We start from the raw sequence: 22,337 nt of genomic DNA, 5'->3' as shown, positions 1-22,337 counted from the left end.
TGAGCAGGCGTAGTCGGGCTCTGGGATTGCGCTCAGTCTTTGAGTGTTTGCCAAAGTCATGGTCTTCTAGGTTATGTATTGGTATGGTCATCAGTAGATTATACTATATATTTTGGGTTTGGTATAATTTCAAAAAAATATTAAATGAAGTTATTTATAGTTATATGGACTCTTTTTGGGAAAAATTTGACTCTCAAAAGGTTTTTGAGAAAATATCTGATGAGTTGCTCGAAGAGGCTTTATTTGATAACCCAAATTTGATTAATGTTATTTTAAAGTATAAAAACACAGTAAATCGATATGATGAAGTATTAAGAGAGTTTTTATTAAATTATTCAAATTCAGCCGAAATCCTATTATCTCATTACGAAGTTAAAAATAACTTTCAAAAAGATATATTATGTATCCCACCAAGCTTAACTCTTGATGACAAAGAGAACATCCTATTAGATTATTTAAGTTCAAATGATCCAAATATAAATTATATTAAATTAATATTAAATATGAGGAATCAAAAGGGCTTTAAGATTACCGATAAAACTCGATTAAAAGCTAAGCGAGTCCTTTCGAATGAGACAGATAAATTACTTAAGATTAGTGCTTCGATGAAGTATGGAGTAAACGTAACATTTGATAGTAACGAATTACTATCTAAGAATGTTTCTATAGATGAGGACCAGACTATGCACTATGTCTATAGTGCTAGTTATATTAAATCTAATAGCGACCCATATAGCTTATTCTTGAATTTTAAGGATTTATTTGAATATCTTGATATAGAAAATCGTATTAGCCTTGTCAGTAATAAAAGGAACTTGGGTACATTTGAAAGAATAATAGGCTTGAGGTCTAAAGATGAGTATTTAAAAGGTATAGCTTTTAGAATTGCTGAATCTTCATCGCTGGCACAAATAATGGGCTATAGTAAAGTAGTTGAAGACCTAGGTAAACCATTAGAGAGCTTACTAAGCATCATTTTCATGGAAGTGTTTCCCTCTAAGTATTCACTTCCAAGTAATGCGCGTTTTTTAGTTCCAACAGCAACTTCCTATCTAGAGAAAATAAGATTCCTTGCACCAGAATTTGAATCAGCATTAAAACAATTCAAGCTCTATGTAGAAGATAAAGAAATTGATTTTGAACTATTACAGATATCATCTGCTCCATCATCTATTAAAGACATACCAAGTCTTAATCGAAACAAGTATATTTACTTAAATGAAGATAATAATATCTCAGTTAATTGTTCAGATTTATTATTCTCAGATCAAACCCTACTTGCATACGTCGAGCCATTTAAAGAGAAAAAATATGGCACTTTCTTTAATTTACTCATAAATGAAGATGTCAAATTCAGTAGTTATGAATCATTTTTATTACCACGTCTAAACTATCTTCTAGATAATAACGTCATACATGTAGATAAAAGTGATTCAATAATATTTAACAACCCTTTGAGAGTGTTGGTTCTAAAAGACCTGTACGATAATGAAGTCGCTTCTTTCCACCACTATCCAGAAAAGTATCAAAATGAAATTTTAAAAATGGCTAAAGAAGATTTAATATATCTTGAAAACTCATTATTTTCAAAACCTGAACAGTCTTACTTTAACTATTATTTAAATAAGAGTGAGTTTACAAATGGATTAGATTTAAGAAATAGCTATTTACATGGAACTCAAGCAAGTTCGAAAGATGAGAAAGAACATGAAATTGCTTATTTTACTTATCTGAAATTAGTAATTTTAGCATTCTTAAAAATTGACGACGACTTAAAAATATATAGCTCTATTAGTAACTAGAGTTACAACTGACATTTTATAACTTTTTATAAGAAGTAAGTTGAGCAGAGTGAGTTAGCGAAACGTAACCCATTGCATCATACAATATGCCATCTAAGAGGTGGGTTACGTCTTGTCTGCATTCTCTATGAGAATTTGACAAGACTAACTCACCCCACTCACTATCTCTTACTTTCACAAAGTAGCTGCACCTCGACGCCAACCTACTCTTTTTAAAGCCGCAAACCCCGCCTTAGGTGAGTTTTAGCCCTAACAATAGCGGATAGCAGGACGAACCACCGAAAACCTTTTCACACCTATCGACTCAAACCAACCACCAACTTATTTCTCACTTCCACAAAAAATACTTTCATAACTCTTGGCTTTAAAGCATGGTAATTTAAATATCACCCTTGTTTATGAGTCAGGAGTCATATCGTGCAAGCAATCGCCAAAGCCTCGCAGTGGATAGGCAAAACCTTTGCAATTTGGGCGCTACTCAGCGCTGTGCTGGGCTTTATTTTCCCAGAGTTTTTTGCCTCTTTTGCTAAATTTATTGTGCCTATCTTGGGTATTATTATGTTTGGCATGGGCACCACATTAAGAACAGAAGATTTTGCTGAAATTATCAGACGACCTAAAGTAGTTTTGGTAGGGCTCTTAGCTCAATTCACCTTAATGCCTTTGATTGCTTACACCCTGACTTTGATGTTTAAATTAGATCCCATGATTGCTGTTGGCGTGATATTGGTAGGTTGTTGTCCAGGCGGCACATCTAGCAATGTCATTACCTTTTTAGCCAAAGGGGATGTGGCACTGAGTGTATCTATCACTTCAATATCTACTCTTCTCGCTCCAATAATGACGCCTATACTACTTAAAATATTCGCTGGACAACTGATCGAGATTGAACTTGCCAGCATGATGTTATCCATCTTTAAGATGGTCATCTTACCTATCTTATTAGGCTTGGCATTTCACAAAGTATTGGGCACTAAAGTCCAAATCGCTAATGACATCTTACCGATGGTATCTGTAATCGGTATCGCCATCATCATTGCTGCGGTCGTTGCCGTTTCTCGTGACACCATTTTAACCAGTGGCATCTTGGTATTTATCGTCGTCGCTTTGCACAACTGCATTGGTTATTTGCTCGGCTACCTATTGGCAAGACTCAGTGGCTTTACTGAGCCGCAGCGCCGTGCAATTATGATTGAAGTAGGTATGCAAAATTCAGGGCTTGGTGCAGCGCTTGCAGCCACGTATTTTAACCCTGCAGCGAGCCTGCCAAGTGCGATATTTAGTGTGTGGCACAATTTCAGTGGTGCACTGGTAGCGAACTTCTTTGTACGTAAAGATAAAGCATAGTCGATACAGCAGTAATATCTTTAACTCTTCATATTCTCTAAAAAAAAGACACTAAGCCAAGCGCAGTGTCTTTTTTATGCCTGGAAATCGAGAGTTAGTTCAGTTCATTTTTTTATATTATTTAAGCCAACCTAATCTATTTATTACTAGTATTTTTAGCGTTATCCCTAATGGTGGTGTATTTAAAATCAGTATTTTAAGACTAACCCTTATATTATTGTTTAAAGTAACTATACATTACAGTGTAATTATGAGTATAATTTATATAGTTTCATTGTAAGAGGCATTAAAAATTTATTTCAAGATTCATTGGAGAATATTATTCGTACTAGAGATGCGGCATTAAATAAGGGAGATATCGCTGAGCTTCTTTGTGACGACAGTAAGGTAGCTCGTAATCAAATAATCTTTATTTGCTTAAGTTATGCCATTGCCGCATTTGATTTTATTATCTATCTTAAATTAGCACCAACCATCGGCACCGTATTTTTTCCTGCCACAGATAGCGCACTCTTAATTCAATTAAAGCTGATTGGACTTGTCAGTGTTGGCTTTTTATCACGCCCGCTTGGTGCCTTATTGATAGGTCGATATGGTGATAAACGAGGCCGAAAGCCAGCTTTAATGCTCAGTGTGTCTTTTTTATCAATAACAACTTTTCTGGTCGCTTTTTTACCCACTTATGCACAAATCGGGGTTGTAGCACCGATTTTATTTCTGGTTATTCGCATACTACAAGGTATAGCTTTTGGAGCCCATGCCCCACTTAGCTGGGTGTTTATCGCTGAGCATGCTCCAAAAAATCGCCTGGCAACTTACTGTAGCCTAGCCGTAGCAGGGGGTATCTTTGGCTCTGTGTTGGCGGTTACTTGTGCAAAAGTACTGACAGGAACACTAGATTCTGAGGCGATGCTCAGTTATGGTTGGCGTATACCGGCCCTGATAGGAGGCCTACTTGGTGGTTTGTCTTTTCTAATATGGTCTCATGTAAAAGAGACCCCTATTTTTACCAATGCTAACAATAATCAGAGCGCCAATCCATCTACCTTAGAGACCCAGCCTTTCGTTACGCGCTCATCAGCTTTGATGCTATCCATTGTTTTATCCTTTGTTCGCGCCAGTTTAATCATGGTCATCATGCTGTTACTGCCCAAACTTATAGCGCTTAAGTTCTACAACGATCCCTCTTTCTTAATTAATGCAAGCTTAGTGGCCTTGGTGATGCAAATATTGGGCTGTGTCATTTATGGCATCTTAGCCGATAAAATGGGGACGGGTAAAGTTTTCATGTTGGCATCGATGGCCTTAATTGTGCAGATTTGGGTGCTTTATGCCTATTTGTCTAATGGACATGAGCTTTACGTACTGCCGATGTATGGCTTATTAGGATTTTGTACAGGTATGATTGGGCTGTGTACTGCGATTTTCGTTCAGGTATTCCCAACTGAGGTACGCCTGACCGCAGTTTCGGTTGTTTATAATGTGATATCAGCGCTATTAGGCGCTGTACTGCCTTTATTCTTATTTTACGCAACCAAACACATCAGTTTTGCCCCTGCTCTATACCTGACGTTTATTGGTATGATCTCTTTTATCGTTGGCTTCCATCTTTACCACCGTGAGACTTTTGGCGAGCTGTATACTGGTAGCAGCAATACTAAGAAGTATAGCTTGAAGCGGTAGGTTATCACTGAGTGTGCCGTATTGATTGAGCCAGAACTCATCTTCTTAAGAAAAGGCCAGATCGATTGATCTGGCCTTAATGCAAATTAAGCAAGTTAAAAGTATTTTTACTGACTTAAAAGCGTTTTTTGAAGTCTGGAGGCAGCTGTTGTTCTAAGTCTTTCAGTTGACGCTCCATATCTTCTTTGCTTGGCATATTATTCGGATCTAGGCCAAAGGGTGGCATGCCGCCTGCACCTTGAGCAGGCTTACCACCTGTGTTACCACCCCCAAATAAGGGACCGCCTGCACCTTGAGCACCGCCGCCGCCCATACCGGTTAAGCCTTGAACCGCTTTCATCATTTTGGTTAGGCCTTCAGGTTTTGACAGCATCTTCATCATTTTTGCCATTTGTTTGTGCTGCTTAAGCAAACGGTTGATGTCCTGGATTTGTTTGCCAGAGCCCGCTGCAATACGGCGCTTACGGCTTGGGTTAATCTTATCAGGATTTTTGCGCTCATAAGGGGTCATAGAGTTAATCAGCGCTTCCATCTCTTTTACTTTTTCTTCTGGCTTGGCTTCCTCTAGTGCCTCTTTGATACCTGCTCCGCTCATGCCTGGCATCTTATCTAAGAAGCCACTCATACCGCCCATATTCTTCATCTGTTGGAACTGAGTCAATAAATCCTCAAGGTCAAACTCACCGCCCTTTTGGATTTTTTTGGCCATTTTTTCGGCTTTGTCACGGTCGATTTTTTGCTCAACTTCTTCAACCAAGCTTAGAACATCACCCATGCCCAAGATACGCTGAGCGATACGCTCAGGGTGGAAAGCTTCTAGGGCATCGAGTTTTTCACCGCGGCCCAAGAATTTAATGGGCTTGTCAGTAATGGCGCGCACAGATAAGGCCGCACCGCCGCGGGCATCACCATCAGTCTTGGTTAAGATAACACCAGTGAGCGGCAGTGCATCATTAAAGGCTTTGGCAGTATTGGCCGCATCTTGACCGGTCATTGAGTCAACAACGAACAGAGTTTCAGAAGGATTGGCCGCTGCTGTCAATGCTTTAATCTCATCCATCATATCTTCATCGATATGCAAGCGACCTGCGGTATCGATAATTAGGATGTCTTGATACTGCAGCTTGGCCTCTTCGATGGCACGCTTAGCGATATCAATGGGGTTCTCATCACTGCTTGAGTTTACAAACTTAGCGTTTACCTGAGCGGCCACTTGCTCTAGCTGCTTAATGGCTGCCGGACGATAAACGTCGGCTGAGACCAGCATCACTTTTTTCTTATGACGCTCTTGTAAGTACTTAGCAAGCTTACCTGCTGTGGTGGTTTTACCGGCACCTTGCAGACCAGCCAGTAAGTAGACAACAGGCGGCTTACCAGTCATCTCTAGCTGCTGATTGGCACTGCCCATCATTTCCGTTAATTCATCATAGACAATCTTGACGAAAGCTTGACCTGGGGCCAATTCCTTTAACACCTCTTGACCCAGCGCTTGCTCTTTTACGCGTTTAACGAAGTCACGGGTGATAGGTAGAGCGACATCGGCCTCAAGCAGCGCCATACGCACTTCACGCAGCGTGTCTTTAATATTGTCTTCGGTCAGCTGTCCTGAGCCTGAAATCTTACGCAGGCTGCCAGAGAGTCTTTCGGTTAAGGTATCAAACATAGGGTTTTCTCGATAAATTGTTAATAAAGTTTAAGGCTGTAAAATAAGAATTAATCAAATCAGGTCATGCTCAATTGGGGCAGTGCTTAATAAGTAAGACTTTAATTGGGATAACACTTTATTTATAAGGGTGACTGGTTTTGCTCGCGCCTTTTAAACCCATCATTGGCAAACGCATTACTGGCTCTATTGATTTATTGGTTTAAAACCCACTATTTCAAGGCAGCAGCTTACTGAAATGGCTAATTTTAGCAAAAGCAAAAGTTTAACTGTATAGCAATCGCAAATAAGAGTCATTCTATGCTAAATTAGCGTATCATTAAGTCAGAGGGCTGCGTCAGTGCTTGTTAAGCCAAAATGTACAGGCCATTATTTAAGACCCGCCACAGAATAACATATATAGTATATCAAACATTCTACGACCTAATTTGTTAACTCGATTTATTTGGGGACCAAAACACCGTGTTGCTTGCCTACCTCATCGCACTTATCGTCTATCTTATTGTAAGCTTTCATTTGGCCTGGGCCTTGGTTCGCATCAAGCCCATTGCTAAAGGCTTCACCTTAGGCATGCTTATGGTCGGTCTGGTGGCACATGCCATAAGCTTATACCCCAATATTTTTACCATCTATGGCTTAAATTTTAACCTTTTTAACACCGCAAGCTTAACCAGCTTTTATTTCATGTTGTTTTATGTGCTGTTTTGCTTTTATCGACCCATTTTAAGTTTGGGTGTTTTTGCCACGCCCACAGCGATTATTGGCCTAAGCTTGGGATACTTCGGTGTCGCCCCTTATGCGCCACTCACCGACATTACCCCAGGGCTAGAGTCGCATATTATATTGTCAATCGCCGCCTATTGTGTGCTACTAATGGCTGCCATTCAGGCGCTGATTTTGCGCTTTCAAATCCGAGAGCTTAAGCATAAGACCAAGCAGCGTTTTTGGGTTAATAAATTGCCCTCATTACAAAGCATGGAGTCGCTATTATTTGATATGATTTTGGTGGGCTTTGGTTTATTAACCGCAGCGCTTGCCATCGGCTTTATGTATGTCAGTGACCTTATGGCGCAGCACATTGCGCATAAGACGGTGCTGAGTATTTTATCTTGGCTGTTATTCGGCGGCTTATTAATTGGTCATTGGAAATATGGATGGCGTGGACGCCGAGCAGCCAATATGACCATTATTGCCTTTGTTGTGTTAGCCATTGGGTTTATCGGCAGCAAGTTTGTGCTAGAGATGCTACTTTAGTCTTTCACACCTGTTCACACTGTGGCCTCTATGACGGCATTCAAGTACGCTATTTATTCATGCCTAGTTATTGATTAATGCTAAGTTAAATGCCTTGTCTAAGCCATAAACTTTAATCGGTGGCTGATCTAACAAAGACGCTACGCCAATAAATAATGGGCAACAAACACAGCACACCCACCGCCACACTAAGCACAAAGTGGCCACTATAGCCCAATTGTGCAGCGATAAATCCACTGACTAAGTGACTGACACCGCTAAACACGGTGAGCAGACACACCTGAGTGGTGAAGTCACTGCCTGCCTTCTGGTGACGGGCATAATGCATCACCATAGTCAGCATCGCCACCAGTGCCATTGCCGCAGCCATATGCTCTACAGCATTGGCAGCATAGGCCCACCAAAACGGTATGGATGCACCTGCCCCAACACCTAGCCAATTAGGATGCTCAAAGCCTATTGCCACCAGTACATAAAGCCCTGTAGTCACTACCTAAAATGCATTAAAGCTAAGCAGTGCTGTGTGATGGGCCATACGTTTTAGCAGCCAAGCGGCCAGTGCCGCCCCAAGTAAGGAAGCCCCTGAACCAAGCACACTCACCCACAGCCCTATACTACCAGTGGGTATACCCATATCCACCATCATTGGCTTGACCATACCACTTGAGATACCATCGACTATCTTAAAGCTCAGTAGCACGGTAAGCCAAGCGCGCATTTCACGGTTATGCCAAAAATAACCATAGTTGTCTGTTAAATAATGAGCCACAGAGCGCGCTTTAGGCTCGGCTAGAGTTTCATCAGAGGTGCTAGAAGCTTGCCTCTGATGGCCTATCTGTAACAACATACGATCTGTTTTGGCTTGTGTTTGATGCTGACTAATAGCAATGTGCTTATTCTCAGGGTAGCGCCAAATCGGCAAGGTATTAAGCACAATCAGAGCCGCCATAGCAAAAAAGCTATAACGCCAGGACCAATTGCCCAGCACCAATAAAAACACCCCGCCACCCAAGATAAGCCCTAAGCGATAACCTATCACTTGTACGGCATTACCCATGCCTTGGTAAGGGTTATGGGCTGTACTTGTCGCTTCTATCGCTTTATTGTCGCTGCTTTGGCGCACCAATTGACTTAAAGATCGGGTCGCAAGCCCATCGGCTGCCACATCATGGGTGGCACCAATTAAACTCAAAAAAAACAGTAAAGCATATAGAGCCCACAAGGTCTGCGGTGTGCTTAACTGCTGCGGATTAAATAAGCCCACTGCGGCCACTATCATTGCTGACAACAGCTGAAGCGGCAATATCCAGCTGCGTGAGCGTCCCCACTTAGGTGAGAAGTACTGATCAACCACAGGTGCCCACAAAAACTTCAGCGCCCAAGGAGCCAGTAGTAGCCCAGACAAGCCAATCATCTCAAGGGACACGTCATAATCACGCAATATGGCTGGCAAGGCTTGGGTTATAAAGCCCGAGGGTAAGCCTTGGGCGAAATATAAGGTCAATAACACAGTAAGCAGCGTATAAGGCGGACCATCATTTTGCGATGCAGGTGGCCCACTATCTGCTAAATTAAGCGCAGAGCCTGTTGGATCAAGATTAGTGTGCACGCTTGAATCGGTACTGCTGCTAGAGGATGAAGAAGGGGGCATCATGACGATCTGCCTAATTTTTTTATAGCTTTTGCCATAGCGGCTATAGCAACGGGAGGGATATTATCTGCTATAATAGCTTGATTGAACATGGCACTTTTATTTTGCCCACCCATTCATTTTAGCCCAATCTATATTTTAGCTGGCCTTATTTTATAAAAATAGCCAGTTGGCGTATAAATAATATGTGTTTTGGCTTAATGTTTGGGGTGAAGTATGCGATAATGCCGATACAATTAATTTGAAAAAAAACTGATTGTGTGGTATAAATACGCCCTTAAAAATTTTATCCTGGTCACCCACCTTTCGTTGTGGCGATAAAAGGGTACGACCACCATCTTTCTGTTAACATTTTATTCAAGTTGCAGTCCTCTGTGTCCATAGCCGCATTGTGATTCGTTATCTTGAGTAGGTAGAGCCCCTCTCTTATTGGGCATGATTGACATGCCATAGTGATGCTTTACAACTTTATTAGGAGTCCGTCATGTCTCGAGTATGTCAAGTGACAGGAAAGCGCCCTCAAGTGGGTAACAATGTTTCGCATGCGCATAACAAAACCCGCCGTCGCTTTTTGCCAAATCTACACAACCATCGTTTTTGGGTAGAATCTGAAAACCGTTTTGTTCGTCTTCGTGTTTCTACTAAAGGTATGCGTATCATCGATAAGCACGGTATTGATAAAGTACTTGCTGATTTACGTGCCAAGGGTGAAAAAGTTTAGTCTTTTAAATGACTAACGAGATGGCTTTTTTAGCCCTCTTACTTTACAAATTTATAGGAATGCATCATGAGAGACAAGATTAAGTTAGTATCTACTGCTGGTACCGGTTACTTCTACACCACTACCAAAAACAAACGTACTATGCCTGGCAAAATGGAGATCAAAAAGTTTGATCCTAAAGTACGCCAGCACGTTATTTTCAAAGAAGCTAAAATCAAATAATTTTTTGACTATTTGATACAGCAAAAAAGAGGGGGTTATCTTAGATAACCCCCTCTTTTTTTGGTTCATCAGCTATCACTTTAAAAGCTGTATCAAATTAGACAAATATGAAATAGGCAAATCTTAGCTGTAGTGTTTAGGCTCTTCATCATAGACGTTGGCATGCCACTGACTGACCTGCTTTTGCATCACAGCCTGAATGGCAGCATGAATCATCTTATGACCAATAAACTGCGCTTCACCCTCTAGCATTTCTTTTACTTTGTCAGAAAATGCGATAGTGACCAAAGGATCCTCAGCGTTTGCAGAATCACGTAGGACGATTTGACCCTTCTCGTTTTCCACCAACTCTAAGATGGTCTCTTGAGCAAATCCTCTACGGGTGCTACGTTTGCCTGTCTCAGCGTCAATTTCAACTTCTAAGTTGTCTTTTTCAAAATCAAATACCATGCCCTATCTCCCTCTTATAGCATATGTGTATCTATTAACAATGGACGCTAATGGAACAAATTTCAAGGGGTATTTGTTGCAACATATCACTCATAAGCTAGGTTTGAGCACTCATCAGCCATACTCTAGCAGCCTAAGATCGCCATTATTCAGCCGACTATAGGCCGGTATAATATGCAGCAGATCAGCTATCGCCAATAACGCAGCTTGGCCAAATAGAACAAAAAAGATACAAACATACCCAAGTAATAGGCATTTTTTAGCTCAAAACTTGGATCGCGGTATTTAAAAGGCAGGGCAACCACTGCTGTGGCAGTGGGGAAAATAATTAACATTACCAGCCAGTTCTCAAACACCGCAAGCCAGCCCTGCCAGCCTGGTGCATGGCGCAGACCCGATAATCCTAGCAGCATACAGCCTATAATTAGGGCTTTAATAAGCCCCTTAGGAATGGTTTCTGGATAAGGGTAATAAAATGAATTGCGATCAAAAATTGACAAGAGGATTCCTTTATTAACGCCAGTTTTGTTAGAGGGGGATTTGATTAGCTATAAGTGCCCATCAACCATAGTAAAGTGACACAAGAGATCAGCCAACCTAAGGTTAATGCATTGCGTCTTTGAATGTGCATCCCTTTGACTTTATTCATAATCAATGCCCCCACCCAAAAGCCTAGCGGAATTACCAGCACAAAAGTGGGCACCAATAGGGCGGCGTGGCGCAAGATTTCGCCTATGGGGTCACCCACTAAGGCTCGAAATATATAGCCTGATACGCTCAAAATCAACGAAAAAACTGCCAGCCCTATGGTAAATCCCTTAGGCACCAAGCCGGGCGAGGTCTGCTGCGTTGCCACTTTATCTATCAACTCATTATTTGTCATCTTATCTGTCCTCGCTTATGACCCATTTACCAAAGATTAAATCAAATCCTTGAGCTAATTTGATAAAAACTAGGCTTGATGGGCACCCACTAGACTTAGCTCATGGCGCATCTCATCAATGGCCTGTTTATAGTCTGGCTGATTAAAAATGGCTGAGCCTGCCACAAACATATCAGCGCCCGCTTCAGCAATGGCTCTAATGTTATTGGCTTTTACGCCGCCATCTACTTCTAGACGAATGTCACGACCGCTGGCATCGATACGCTGACGCACTTGTTTGATCTTGTCTAACGTACCGTCAATAAAAGACTGACCACCAAAACCTGGGTTGACGCTCATCAATAAGATTTGATCCACTTTATCCATCACATAATCTAGATAATGCAGCGGCGTGGCTGGGTTTAATACCAAACCACATTTTGCACCGCCATCTTTGATCATTTGTAATGAGCGGTCGATGTGATTGCTTGCTTCAGGGTGGAAGGTGATGATACTGGCACCCGCCTCTAAGAACTGCTCAATCATACTGTCAACCGGTGATACCATTAAATGCACATCGATGGGCGCGTCGATGCCGTAATCACGCAGTGCTTTACAAATCATGCTGCCGAAGGTGAGGTTTGGCACATAGTGGTTGTCCATCACATCAAAGTGAATCACATCGGCCCCAGCTTGCAATACCGTCTCTACCTCTTCACCCAAGCGGGCAAAATCTGCAGAAAGAATGGAGGGGGCTATTAGATACTCACGTGGGGTAGCTGCTGATTGGGTGCTGCTCATACTGTTTCTCTAAGAATTGGAGGAGAATAAAAGAAATGTCGCTGGGCTTAATGGCCATTAAACCCAGCTATTATACCAATTATATGGCAGTTAATGCGGCGTTATAATGATGTTCAATATGGTCATTAATGATGCTTTGGATAAAATAGTAGCTGTGGTCAAAGCCGGCATGGTAGCGCAAGGTCAATGGCTGCTCAACCTGCTGACACACTTTTTGCAAAGCCTCTGGGCGCAAGTAGCCATCTACATAGAAGTTATCTGCTGCGCCTTGATCAACTAAAATAAGCGGATACTGCTTGCCTGCTTTTTCAACGATATTTACCGCATCAAACTGTGCCCATGTCTGCTCTGACTCAGCACCAAAGTACTCACTAAAGGCGGCGCGCCCCCAATCAGACTCACTGGCAACACAAACAGGCGCAATGGCAGACACACTGATGAACTTGCTGGGGTATTTAAAGCCAAACATCAGCGCGCCATGCCCGCCCATAGAGTGACCGGTGATACCCACACTGCTAATAGCAAACTGGCTACGAATCAGCTCATAAAACTCGTCAATAATATAACTGTGCATATTAAAATGCTTCGACCACTTATCTTCAGTCGCATTCACATAATAGCTTGCCCCCTGACCGACAAAATAGCGCTCATCATTGGGCACAGATTCGCCTTTAGGTGAAGTGTCTGGCGCTATAAATATCATGCCAAGCTCGCTACATTTTTGTTGAAAGTGTGCTTTATGAGTGACGTTGTCTGGGCTACAAGTCAAGCCGGATAAATACAATAACGCCGGGCAAGTTTGGCCGGCCAATGCCTCATCGGGCAAATAAATACTAAAGCTCATCTCAGTTTGGGTCACTGCTGATTGGTGAGTATAATAATATTGCTCGCCATTAAAGCAGCGATTTTTACTGGTGAGGGTGAGCGTTGACATATTATCTTCCTTATAAGACGGTTATATAGATATCTGACATTACTATGTTGATTCTACCATAGGCCTTATTTTTTGAAAGTAAGCCCTGGTGTCAAAAGGTAAGCGGCCCTCTATCGCCCATCACAGTGTGAAGCCATTTTACCAATCAGGCCATCTGACACAGGCCATCTGATAAAAAAAGGGCCGCTCGATGCGCCCCTGTTTTTTATGATAAATGGCTCACTCATGAGCACCCTATTAAATAGACTCTAAGCTGTTAACTTATTATGCCACTACATCCAACTCTTCTTTCATCATCTCCACAATTTTAAACTTCTGAATTTTACCGGTAACAGTCATCGGGTACTGCTCAACAAACCGAATGTAGGTGGGAATCTTAAAGTGAGCAATTTGGTTATAACAAAAATCTCGTACTTCTTGCTCAGTGAGGGTTTCGCCTGCTTTAGGAATAATCCAAGCCGCCAGTACCTCACCATAATGAGCATCCGGAACACCCACAATTTGCACATCGGCAATCTTAGGATGACGGTATAAGAAGTTCTCCACTTCAATGGGATAAATATTTTCCCCACCTCGAATAATCATATCTTTACTGCGTCCCACCACCGTGATATAGCCGTGCTCATCCATACTGCCTAAATCCCCGGTGTGCATCCAGCCATCAACTATGGCCTCGGCAGTTTTCACTGGGTCATTCCAGTAGCCTTGCATCACCGCATAGCCTTTGGTCAAAATCTCCCCCACCTCTCCTATCGGCAAGGTTTGGCCATTGAGTGGATCCACCACTTTGACCTCAAGATGCGGCTGCACCACCCCCACAGTAGCAATGCGCTTTTCAAACTCCGTGGTTGGCAAGGTCTGGGTAGCTTTAGGACTGGTCTCGGTCATACCATAGGCAATGGTCAACTCACTCATATGCATCTGTTTGATAATACGCTGCATAAGCTCTCGTGGGCAGCTTGCCCCACCAGATACACCAGTACGAAGGCTGCTTAAATCAAAGCGGGCAAAATCAGGATGATTTAAGATGGCTAAAAACATACTGGGCACGGCATGCAGCACGGTACATTTTTCCTCATTAATAGCCTGCAACACACTTAATGGGTCAAAGCTGCTGCTGGGATACACCAAGGTGGCGCTATGCGATAACATCGTTAGATTACCCAGTACCATCGCAAAGCAGTGATACAGCGGCAGTGGCAAGCACAGCTTATCTTCAGCGGTTAAACACAAGGTTTCGCCCAGATGATAGGCATTATTAAGCAGATTCCTGTGGGTCAGTGTGGCCCCTTTGGGCGTACCTGTCGTGCCACTGGTAAACTGAATGTTGATCGCGTCATTAGCGTCTAGCTGATTTTGACGCTCGGTAAGCTTGGGATCATCTGCATCGCCTTCAGCCAACCAATCAGAGAATTTTTGCATAAATCCAAAGCTTTCATCGCTATTTGGGGCATCTATCCAAATTAAGCGCTTTAGATTGGGCAATGTATTGAGCGCTAAGCACTCATAGCTTTGATGACACATCTCCGGTGCCATTTGTTGCACCATCTGCACATAATCGCTGGTCTTGAAATGACGCATAAATACCAAAACTTTACAATCTACCTTATTTAGCGCGTACTCAAGCTCCGATATACGGTAGGCAGGATTGATATTCACCAAAATGATGCCCGCTTTGGCCGTGGCCAATTGCATTAGCAGCCATTCGGCATTGTTGTGCGACCAGATGCCTACGCGGTCCCCTTTTTGCAACCCCATCCTTATCATGCTGCTGGCCAATTGATTCGATTTTTGTTGCAGCTGCTGGTAGGTGAGCCGAATATGTTGATGGCAAGATACCAAGGCTTCTTTGTCTGGCATCTGATTGGCCACAGCGTCAAAGTAATCGCCAATTGTAGATTCAATCAGCGGGGTATCAGTGGCGCCAATATCATGGCTCATCTGAAGTGGTGCATGGCGTGAGCCTGCATTAGGAAAACGCTGCTCTAATAACTGTCTAAACATAGTCTCATCCTTGTGATAGTCCATCGCTATTAACGTCCTTGTTAATAATACTGGCTGCGCTAAGCATCAGTTAAGCTAAACAATAGTTTAGTAAAACGAAACCAGCAATCTCATTATACTCATAACTTTTAAAATAATAAAAGTGCTGTTTGACATAAAAGAAGGGCCCATAAGAGCCCTGTCGCTAAGTTAAGTGTTAAAGCTTGTGCCTATCTTTAACGCGTAAGCTTGCTAAAAGTGGTGCGCATAGCTTATTGGTCTTGTTCTTCTTTTATATCAAATACCTGACGCAAATAGGCCAAATAGGTGTCATTGTGGATCATGGTTTTGCCTGGGCTATCAGACAGCTTGGCCACGGGCTGACCATTACATTCCACCAGCTTTAATACGATATTTAGCTGGGTGAGTCCCATGTCATTGGTCAAATTGGTACCGATACCAAAGCTTGTCTGAATACGCTCTTTAAAATACTCATGCAGCTGCCATGCTTTTTTAATATCCAGGCCGTCACTGAAGGTAAGTACTTTGGTCTTAGGATCAATCTTAAGCTGGCGGTAATGGTTAATTGCCTTATCGCCCCACGCATAAGGGTCGCCACTATCATGACGCAGTCCATCAAACAATTTGGCAAAGTACAGATCAAAATCACGTAAAAAGGCATCCATCCCCACCACATCGGTTAAAGCAATACCTAAGTCGCCTCGATACTCATGCACCCACGCCTCAAGTGCTGCTTTTTGTGAGTCACGCAAACGCACATCAAGCGCTTGGAAGGCCTGCATAAATTCGTGCGCCATGGTGCCAATCGGCGTGATTTTTAATTTTTTGGCCAAATACACATTAGAGGTACCGCGTACGATACTCGGTGCCGCTTTATGCAAGGTTTCAACCACATGGGTATGCCATGCCTTGCTAAAACGGCGACGGGTGCCAAAATCAGCGATGATAAACGGCGGCATGCTGCGGCTTTGCTCGCCGGCGTAACGTTGCAACAAGTCTACTTTTTGCTGCAGACGTCTTTCTCCCTCTTCAATAATCTTAGGCGTGGTCAGCTGCTGATAATACAGCTCATTGACGATGGCCAAGACGAACACTTCAAAGAACATCGCCTGAATCATCGGGCCTTCGATATCGATATTTAAGCGGTTCTTGTCATCAATACTCACGTGAATATGGCGACGCTTTAGCTTAAATAGCTCCAGATAATCTACAAAATCTGCTCTAATAAAACGCAGACCACTCAGATAATCCAGCTCATCTTGGGTAAAGCTTAGCTGACACAAGTGATCAAGCTGAGCCTCTAGGGCCGGCTTAATATCCGCCAGCGGATAAGCGGTGTCTTGATAATTGCGACAGCGAAAGCGGTACACACCATGGGTTTGTGGGAACTGATGTAGCATGGCTTGTAGCATGGTAAATTTGTACAAGTCATTATCAAGCAACGAGGTGATTATTGGAGTAATAGGTTTTGTCATAATTTCGCTCAAAATTTAAAATCAGCCAGTCTTTACAATCTTATTCATCGTAATATTATGACTTGTTCGGCCCATTAATGCTATTTGGCATTGTCATTTAACCCCCGCCACCCCACTCTCCATAAAAAAAGGACCCAGCTATACTGAGTCCTCTTTGTTATAAACACGGTTAACGCTATTTTCTAAGGCTATTTAAGCAGTAGCTCGTTAATGCGTTTTAGATAGGCCGATGGGTCCTCTAACTGTCCCCCTTCCGCCAATAGTGCCTGATCGAAGATAACCTGCGCTAAGTCATCAAACTGCTCACTTGATTCAAGCTTTTGAATCAGCGGATGGGTGGGGTTGACCTCCAAGATAGGCTGAGTCTCTGGCACTTCTTGGCCCATTTGCTTAAGCATCTGAATCATTTGTGGTGACAGCTCTCCCTCTGGAGTGACTAAAATCGCTGGACTATCGACCAAGCGATTTGACACACGCACATCTTTGGCACGTGAGCCCAGCGCAGTTTTTAGCTTATCTACCACAGGCTTTAAGCTCTCTTCGGCTTTTTTGACTTCTTCTTTTTCTGCCTCATCTTGCAAGTCACCTAAGTCCACAGCGCCTTTGGCAATGTTTTGTAGTGGCGTGCCATCAAACTGAGTTAAGAAGTTCATTGCCCATTCATCAACGCGGCTGGTCATCAAGATAACTTCGATGCCTTTTTTCTTAAACAGCTCTAATTGTGGGCTGTTTTTGGCCGCAGCTAAATTCTCAGCGGTTAGATAATAGATGGCTTTTTGGCCCTCTTTCATGCGGGCTTTGTAGTCTTCAAAGCCAGTCTCTAAACCGTCTGTGGTGGTTGTGGCATAACGCAGCAGCTTAGCAATACGCTCTTGGTTACTCATATCTTCACCAAGACCTTCTTTGATCACATCGCCAAACTCGCTGTAGAACTGTTTGAACTTCTGTTGCTTATCGCTATCTTCACTGTTTGCAAGGCTTGCTAATAGTGTCAACACACGGCGCGCGTTACCATCTCGAATAGACTTAACATCACGAGACTCTTGCAAAATCTCACGGCTAACGTTCAGTGGTAGGTCTTGAGAGTCAATTACCCCTTTCACGAAGCGCAGATACATAGGTAGCAGCTGCTCTGCGTCATCCATAATAAATACGCGTTTTACATACAGCTTTAGACCATGCTGCTGCTCACGGGCATATAAATCAAATGGGGCTTTTTTGGGAATATACAGCAGCTGTGTGTATTGCACGCGGCCTTCAACTCGGTTGTGCGTCCAAGCTAAGGGATCTTCAAAGTCGTAGCTGATGTTTTTATAAAACTCGTTATACTCTTCGTCTTCAATCTCAGAGCTTGAGCGGGTCCAAAGTGCACTGGCCTTGTTAATAGTCTCCCACTCGTCGGTCACTACCATTTCGCCGCCAGTGGGTGTATCGCCATCCTCACCTTCCTCGGCGACTTCCTCTTGCCACACCTCTTTACGCATCTGAATTGGCAGGCTGATATGGTCAGAGTATTTATTGACCAAAGCTTTTAGCTTGTTGCGGTCTAGATAGTTGTCTTCGCCTTCACTGAACTCATCTTTTAGATGTAGCGTGATAGAGGTGCCGCGGCTGTCTTTGGTGATGCTCTCAGTGGTAAATTTACCAGTGCCGTCAGATACCCAGCGTACGCCTTGATCTGCAGGCTCACCCGCTTTACGTGATTCAACAGTAATCGTGTCTGCAACGATAAAGCCTGAGTAAAAACCAACCCCAAATTGACCAATTAATTGACCATCTTGCTTTTGTGATTCAGATAATTGCTCTAAGAATGCTTTAGTACCAGATTTGGCAATGGTACCCAAGTTCTCAATTGTGTCCGCTTCATTCATACCAATACCATTGTCGATAAAGGTAATGGTCTTAGCCTCGGTATCAATATCGATGCGAACTTTTAGCTCACCATCATCTTCATAAAGACTGTCATCGCTGGTGGCTTCAAAGCGTAATTTGTCACAAGCATCGGATGCGTTTGATACCAACTCACGCACAAAAATATCAGAGTTTGAGTACAGTGAGTGAGTCACTAAATGCAGCAACTGTGCTACTTCTGCTTCGAAAACGTGCTGAGTGGCGTTTTGATTTTCGCTCATGTGTTTATTTTCGCTCATGGGTTCCTCTTGGATTGTCCATAATTATTTTTATGCCTATTGGCTATCTCGCCCGTTATCATATACCTCTATTGAAGCTATGACCTGGCGTTTGGGTTACCTAACTAATAGGGGCACGGTGCTGTTTTTTCAAGCTAGGTTTGTGATTATGCGTCATAAAAAAACGCCGACTTTTAATAAATCGGCGTTGTGCGTCACTTTTAACTCATTTTGAGCCATGCAGGCTTGGCTGACTATACCATCGGCCGCAAGGTCAAGATCTGCTCACTACGACCAAAAGGCCCCCGCTTATCATGCAACACTGCACTGGTTAAGCCAATGCCATCAGCACCGTATTGCTGCACCGCCTCAATCCCCAACCATTTGCCCTCAGGCAGGCGGTGCATGTGAATTTGTAGGTCGGTATTGGGAAAAGCCAATTTGGTTTCGGCAAGCTGTAAGCCATTACGAGGGACCACACCATTGGCAGTATCCACCAGCCCCATTAAACGCACAAAGTCGGTTGTGGCCTCGCCCTCGACCATATCATAAGCGGTGGTCAACCAGACCACACCTTTGCCCGGACGACGCTCAGGATCTGAGACCGCTGTGGTACTGGCAATAAACCCACCTGGCCAAATACTCATGCCTGGCCAAATGGGTAAAGATTCTGGTGACGCTGTCAGTGCGTGGTCCTCAAGACCGGCAATATTTGAGGTGTCTTGGCTAATCAGCCGCCAAGCTCTGGCGATAATACAATCACGCCCCCCACTACTCATCACCGCCTCAATAAGCTCGATGGTTTTGCCTGGGCGGATGCTGCGAGTGGTAATACTAAACGCTTGTAAGGGAATTAAACCCAAGATATCAAGGCTTATGCGCGCAATACGCAGATGCGGCTGAGGCGCAAAAATCTCAAGCTCATGCGCCAAAATACCGGTGGCTGGAGCCATGTGCTGCTCGTGCTCATTCCATGCCCCTTGCGCATGGATGGTAGGTTCGTAATGCGCTGTGCAGCTGCCGTCTTGTTGCTGTTCACGGCTGATGCACTGATAATATGACGTCATAAATCATCCTTAATTTATTAAACCAATGGGCTTATAAGCCACCTCTTTTACGGGGATGCGCAGCTCTTTTGGTAAGCTAAAGGTCACATTTTCTTCAATCCCTTTGAGCTCATCAGGTAAATCTCCGCCCCATTGTTGAAGCTGATTTAACACCTCTTGAATAAGAATCTCTGGCGCTGATGCACCGGCTGTGACACCCACAGCGCTCACCCCAGCAAACCACTCTTTTTTCATCTCACCGGCATTATCAATTAAGTAAGCTTTGCAGTTCATACGCTCCGCTAATTCGCGTAGACGGTTTGAGTTAGAGGAGTTGGGAGAACCCACCACCAATACCACTTCGCAGCGCTGAGCTAAGTCTTTGACTGCATCTTGACGGTTTTGGGTGGCATAACAGATGTCATCTTTGCGTGGCCCTTGAATGTTAGGGAATTTTTTGCGCAGCGCATCAATGACCACTGCTGTGTCATCCATAGACAAGGTGGTCTGAGTCACAAAAGCCAGACGATCAGGATCACTCACTTCTAATTTTTCGACATCTGCCTCATTTTCTACCAGATGAATCTCGCCACCATATTGCGCGCTAAAGCGGCCCATGGTGCCTTCAACTTCTGGGTGACCTTGGTGACCGATAAGCACCGCATCCATTTTTTCACGGGCGAATTTGGCCACCTCAATATGCACTTTGGTTACCAAAGGACAGGTCGCATCAAATACCGTTAAATCTCGGCGCTCAGCCTCATCTTCTACCGCTTTTGACACCCCATGTGCTGAGAAGATAACGATAGAGCCATCGGGTACTTCATGTAATTCTTCTACGAACACCGCGCCGCGATTGGCCAAATCAGACACCACAAATTTGTTATGCACCACTTCATGGCGTACATAAATGGGCGGCTCAAAGCGTGCCAATGCTTCATTTACAATAGCAATAGCACGGTCAACACCGGCACAAAACCCACGAGGGTTGGCAAGATAAATTTGCATAACAGACCTTCACAATAGATAATCGAAGAAATAAAATGTGAAAAACGCAGCTAAGCCCATCGGCTTATTTCTATGCATTAGACAAACTATTTTGTGACTACTTTAACATATCCGCTAAAATAGAAGGCATCTTGGCGCTGATTTATTCGTAATATACATCTATTTTTCATATTCCTTTTTTGGCGCACCTTCCTTTATCCACTATAGAGAATCACTTTATGAAAGGCTCCCTTTTTATTATCACAGCCGCTTCAGGCACAGGTAAGACATCTTTAGTTAAACAGCTTATCGCCACCACCAATGATTTGGCTGTCAGCGTCTCACACACCACCCGCGAGCCGCGTCCCGGTGAAATCCATGGCCAGCACTATCATTTTACCGATACAGCCAAGTTTATCGAGGGCATTCAGGCCGGTGAGTTTTTGGAGCATGCGCAGGTTTTTGATAATTATTATGGCACGTCACGCCAAAGCGTAAACCAGCAGCTTGATTCTGGGGTCGATGTGATCTTAGAGATTGACTGGCAAGGCGCATTACAGGTTAAAGAGCTGTATGAGGATGTGACCATGATTTTTATTTTGCCACCAAGCCAGGCCACGTTACGTCAGCGCCTCTCCTCACGTGGTCAAGACTCCCAAGAGGTAATCGAAAAGCGCTTGGCTGGTGCGGTGACTGAAATGCAGCAATATGTGCACTTCGATTATGTGGTGATTAATGATCAATTTGAAGCCGCTTTGTCTGAGTTAAAAGCAATTATTGTGGCCAAGCGTCAAACGCTCGCCCGCCAGCAAGCGCGTTATGCTGAAGTTATCAAAGACTTAATCACTGAATAATAAGCTTTGGCAATATCCGCCCTAAGCCGGCCTGCTTCGAACTAAAATAAAGCTACCCACTTAAGGGCGAAATCTTGCTATAATAGCTGATTAATTATCGCATTTTTACATATCACTTAGTGATAACAAGAGGACTTTATGGCACGTGTAACCGTAGAAGACTGCTTACATGCAGTAGACAACCGCTTTGAGCTGGTATTGGTTGCCAGCAAGCGCGCTCATCAACTGGCCAAAGGCGTCTCTGAGCCGTTAGTTGAAGTCAACAATGACAAGCCAACTGTATTGGCGCTGCGTGAAATTGCTGCCGGCCTAGTGACCAAAGATATCCTAAACCAACCGGATCATCATTTTGCGACGAACTCATTAGATTTGGCATTAAGTGGCGGTCAAGGCTTCTAGTTTAAACCTTAAGATAAGCGGCCACTTAGACCATCAACGCTAAAGCGGCTCTT

General features: G+C 43.5%; 21 protein-coding genes. 8 read left to right on the top strand and 13 right to left on the bottom strand.

Features of this window, described 5'->3' with window-relative positions; translation table 11 throughout:
* Window positions 1–83 precede the first annotated feature (83 nt).
* The 3 genes from JMX92_RS03890 (at window position 84) to JMX92_RS03880 (ending at window position 4,832) form a co-directional block, all read left to right on the top strand.
* Window positions 84–1,802: a hypothetical protein gene (locus tag JMX92_RS03890; protein WP_201544009.1), complete on the top strand. Its 1,719-nt coding sequence runs from the start codon at window positions 84–86 to the stop codon at window positions 1,800–1,802.
* Window positions 1,803–2,219: 417 nt separating this feature from the next.
* Window positions 2,220–3,149, top strand: coding sequence for a bile acid:sodium symporter family protein (locus tag JMX92_RS03885; RefSeq protein ID WP_201544007.1), 930 nt, complete (start codon window positions 2,220–2,222; stop codon window positions 3,147–3,149).
* Between the two features lie 309 nt (window positions 3,150–3,458).
* Window positions 3,459–4,832 (top strand): MFS transporter, encoded by a 1,374-nt coding sequence (locus tag JMX92_RS03880; RefSeq protein ID WP_201544005.1) that lies wholly within the window; start codon window positions 3,459–3,461, stop codon window positions 4,830–4,832.
* Between the two features lie 115 nt (window positions 4,833–4,947).
* Here the strand turns inward: JMX92_RS03880 and ffh are convergent, their stop codons facing one another.
* Window positions 4,948–6,495, bottom strand: a complete 1,548-nt coding sequence (gene ffh / locus JMX92_RS03875; RefSeq protein ID WP_011959873.1) for a signal recognition particle protein — start codon at window positions 6,493–6,495, stop codon at window positions 4,948–4,950.
* Window positions 6,496–6,957: 462 nt separating this feature from the next.
* Between ffh and JMX92_RS03870 the strand changes: the two genes are divergently transcribed.
* A complete protein-coding gene (locus JMX92_RS03870) occupies window positions 6,958–7,749 on the top strand; it encodes an inner membrane protein YpjD (RefSeq protein ID WP_110816198.1) in 792 nt (263 codons plus the stop codon).
* Window positions 7,750–7,861: 112 nt separating this feature from the next.
* Here the strand turns inward: JMX92_RS03870 and JMX92_RS13470 are convergent, their stop codons facing one another.
* Window positions 7,862–8,239, bottom strand: coding sequence for a hypothetical protein (locus JMX92_RS13470; protein WP_227675259.1), 378 nt, complete (start codon window positions 8,237–8,239; stop codon window positions 7,862–7,864).
* A gap of 3 nt (window positions 8,240–8,242) precedes the next feature.
* Window positions 8,243–9,403, bottom strand: a complete 1,161-nt coding sequence (locus JMX92_RS03865) for an MFS transporter (protein ID WP_227675258.1) — start codon at window positions 9,401–9,403, stop codon at window positions 8,243–8,245.
* A 481-nt stretch (window positions 9,404–9,884) separates the two neighbouring features.
* On the opposite strand from JMX92_RS03865, the gene rpmB reads away from it, so the two are divergent.
* Both rpmB and rpmG read left to right on the top strand, forming a co-directional pair.
* A complete protein-coding gene (gene rpmB / locus JMX92_RS03860) occupies window positions 9,885–10,121 on the top strand; it encodes a 50S ribosomal protein L28 (protein ID WP_011959870.1) in 237 nt (78 codons plus the stop codon).
* 66 nt (window positions 10,122–10,187) lie between these two features.
* The gene (gene rpmG, locus JMX92_RS03855) at window positions 10,188–10,343 is read left to right on the top strand and encodes a 50S ribosomal protein L33 (protein ID WP_007394061.1); all 156 of its coding nucleotides are present in this window, start codon (window positions 10,188–10,190) and stop codon (window positions 10,341–10,343) included.
* A gap of 123 nt (window positions 10,344–10,466) precedes the next feature.
* Here the strand turns inward: rpmG and JMX92_RS03850 are convergent, their stop codons facing one another.
* The 10 genes from JMX92_RS03850 to ispH all read right to left on the bottom strand — a co-directional run bounded on the left by JMX92_RS03850 (window position 10,467) and on the right by ispH (window position 21,052).
* Window positions 10,467–10,793: a hypothetical protein gene (locus JMX92_RS03850; protein WP_011959869.1), complete on the bottom strand. Its 327-nt coding sequence runs from the start codon at window positions 10,791–10,793 to the stop codon at window positions 10,467–10,469.
* Window positions 10,794–10,981: 188 nt separating this feature from the next.
* Window positions 10,982–11,293, bottom strand: a complete 312-nt coding sequence (locus JMX92_RS03845; protein ID WP_011959868.1) for a hypothetical protein — start codon at window positions 11,291–11,293, stop codon at window positions 10,982–10,984.
* A gap of 44 nt (window positions 11,294–11,337) precedes the next feature.
* Complete coding sequence (locus tag JMX92_RS03840) at window positions 11,338–11,676, bottom strand: hypothetical protein (RefSeq protein ID WP_201544003.1); 339 nt, start codon at window positions 11,674–11,676, stop codon at window positions 11,338–11,340.
* 69 nt (window positions 11,677–11,745) lie between these two features.
* A complete protein-coding gene (gene rpe / locus JMX92_RS03835; RefSeq protein WP_110816195.1) occupies window positions 11,746–12,456 on the bottom strand; it encodes a ribulose-phosphate 3-epimerase in 711 nt (236 codons plus the stop codon).
* A 79-nt stretch (window positions 12,457–12,535) separates the two neighbouring features.
* Window positions 12,536–13,390, bottom strand: a complete 855-nt coding sequence (fghA, locus tag JMX92_RS03830) for an S-formylglutathione hydrolase (RefSeq protein ID WP_201544000.1) — start codon at window positions 13,388–13,390, stop codon at window positions 12,536–12,538.
* Window positions 13,391–13,654: 264 nt separating this feature from the next.
* Window positions 13,655–15,394: an AMP-binding protein gene (locus JMX92_RS03825; protein WP_201544015.1), complete on the bottom strand. Its 1,740-nt coding sequence runs from the start codon at window positions 15,392–15,394 to the stop codon at window positions 13,655–13,657.
* 251 nt (window positions 15,395–15,645) lie between these two features.
* Window positions 15,646–16,869, bottom strand: a complete 1,224-nt coding sequence (pncB, locus tag JMX92_RS03820) for a nicotinate phosphoribosyltransferase (protein WP_011959863.1) — start codon at window positions 16,867–16,869, stop codon at window positions 15,646–15,648.
* A gap of 188 nt (window positions 16,870–17,057) precedes the next feature.
* Window positions 17,058–19,019 carry a molecular chaperone HtpG gene (htpG, locus tag JMX92_RS03815; protein WP_011959862.1) on the bottom strand — a complete coding sequence of 654 codons (1,962 nt, stop codon included), beginning with the start codon at window positions 19,017–19,019 and terminating at the stop codon, window positions 17,058–17,060.
* A gap of 233 nt (window positions 19,020–19,252) precedes the next feature.
* A complete protein-coding gene (locus tag JMX92_RS03810; protein ID WP_201543998.1) occupies window positions 19,253–20,065 on the bottom strand; it encodes a thioesterase family protein in 813 nt (270 codons plus the stop codon).
* 9 nt (window positions 20,066–20,074) lie between these two features.
* The gene (gene ispH / locus JMX92_RS03805) at window positions 20,075–21,052 is read right to left on the bottom strand and encodes a 4-hydroxy-3-methylbut-2-enyl diphosphate reductase (protein WP_201543996.1); all 978 of its coding nucleotides are present in this window, start codon (window positions 21,050–21,052) and stop codon (window positions 20,075–20,077) included.
* Between the two features lie 218 nt (window positions 21,053–21,270).
* Here ispH and gmk point away from each other — a divergent pair, with 218 nt between their 5' ends.
* Complete coding sequence (gene gmk / locus JMX92_RS03800) at window positions 21,271–21,885, top strand: guanylate kinase (RefSeq protein ID WP_201543994.1); 615 nt, start codon at window positions 21,271–21,273, stop codon at window positions 21,883–21,885.
* A 138-nt stretch (window positions 21,886–22,023) separates the two neighbouring features.
* Window positions 22,024–22,284, top strand: coding sequence for a DNA-directed RNA polymerase subunit omega (gene rpoZ / locus JMX92_RS03795; protein WP_011959858.1), 261 nt, complete (start codon window positions 22,024–22,026; stop codon window positions 22,282–22,284).
* Window positions 22,285–22,337 lie beyond the last annotated feature (53 nt).

The organism is Psychrobacter sp. H7-1 (assembly GCF_904846585.1).
GTDB classification, from domain to species: Bacteria; Pseudomonadota; Gammaproteobacteria; order Pseudomonadales; family Moraxellaceae; genus Psychrobacter; species Psychrobacter raelei.
The sequence above is the reverse complement of the archived record's forward strand: the minus strand, read 5'-3'. Positions and strand labels throughout refer to the sequence as shown.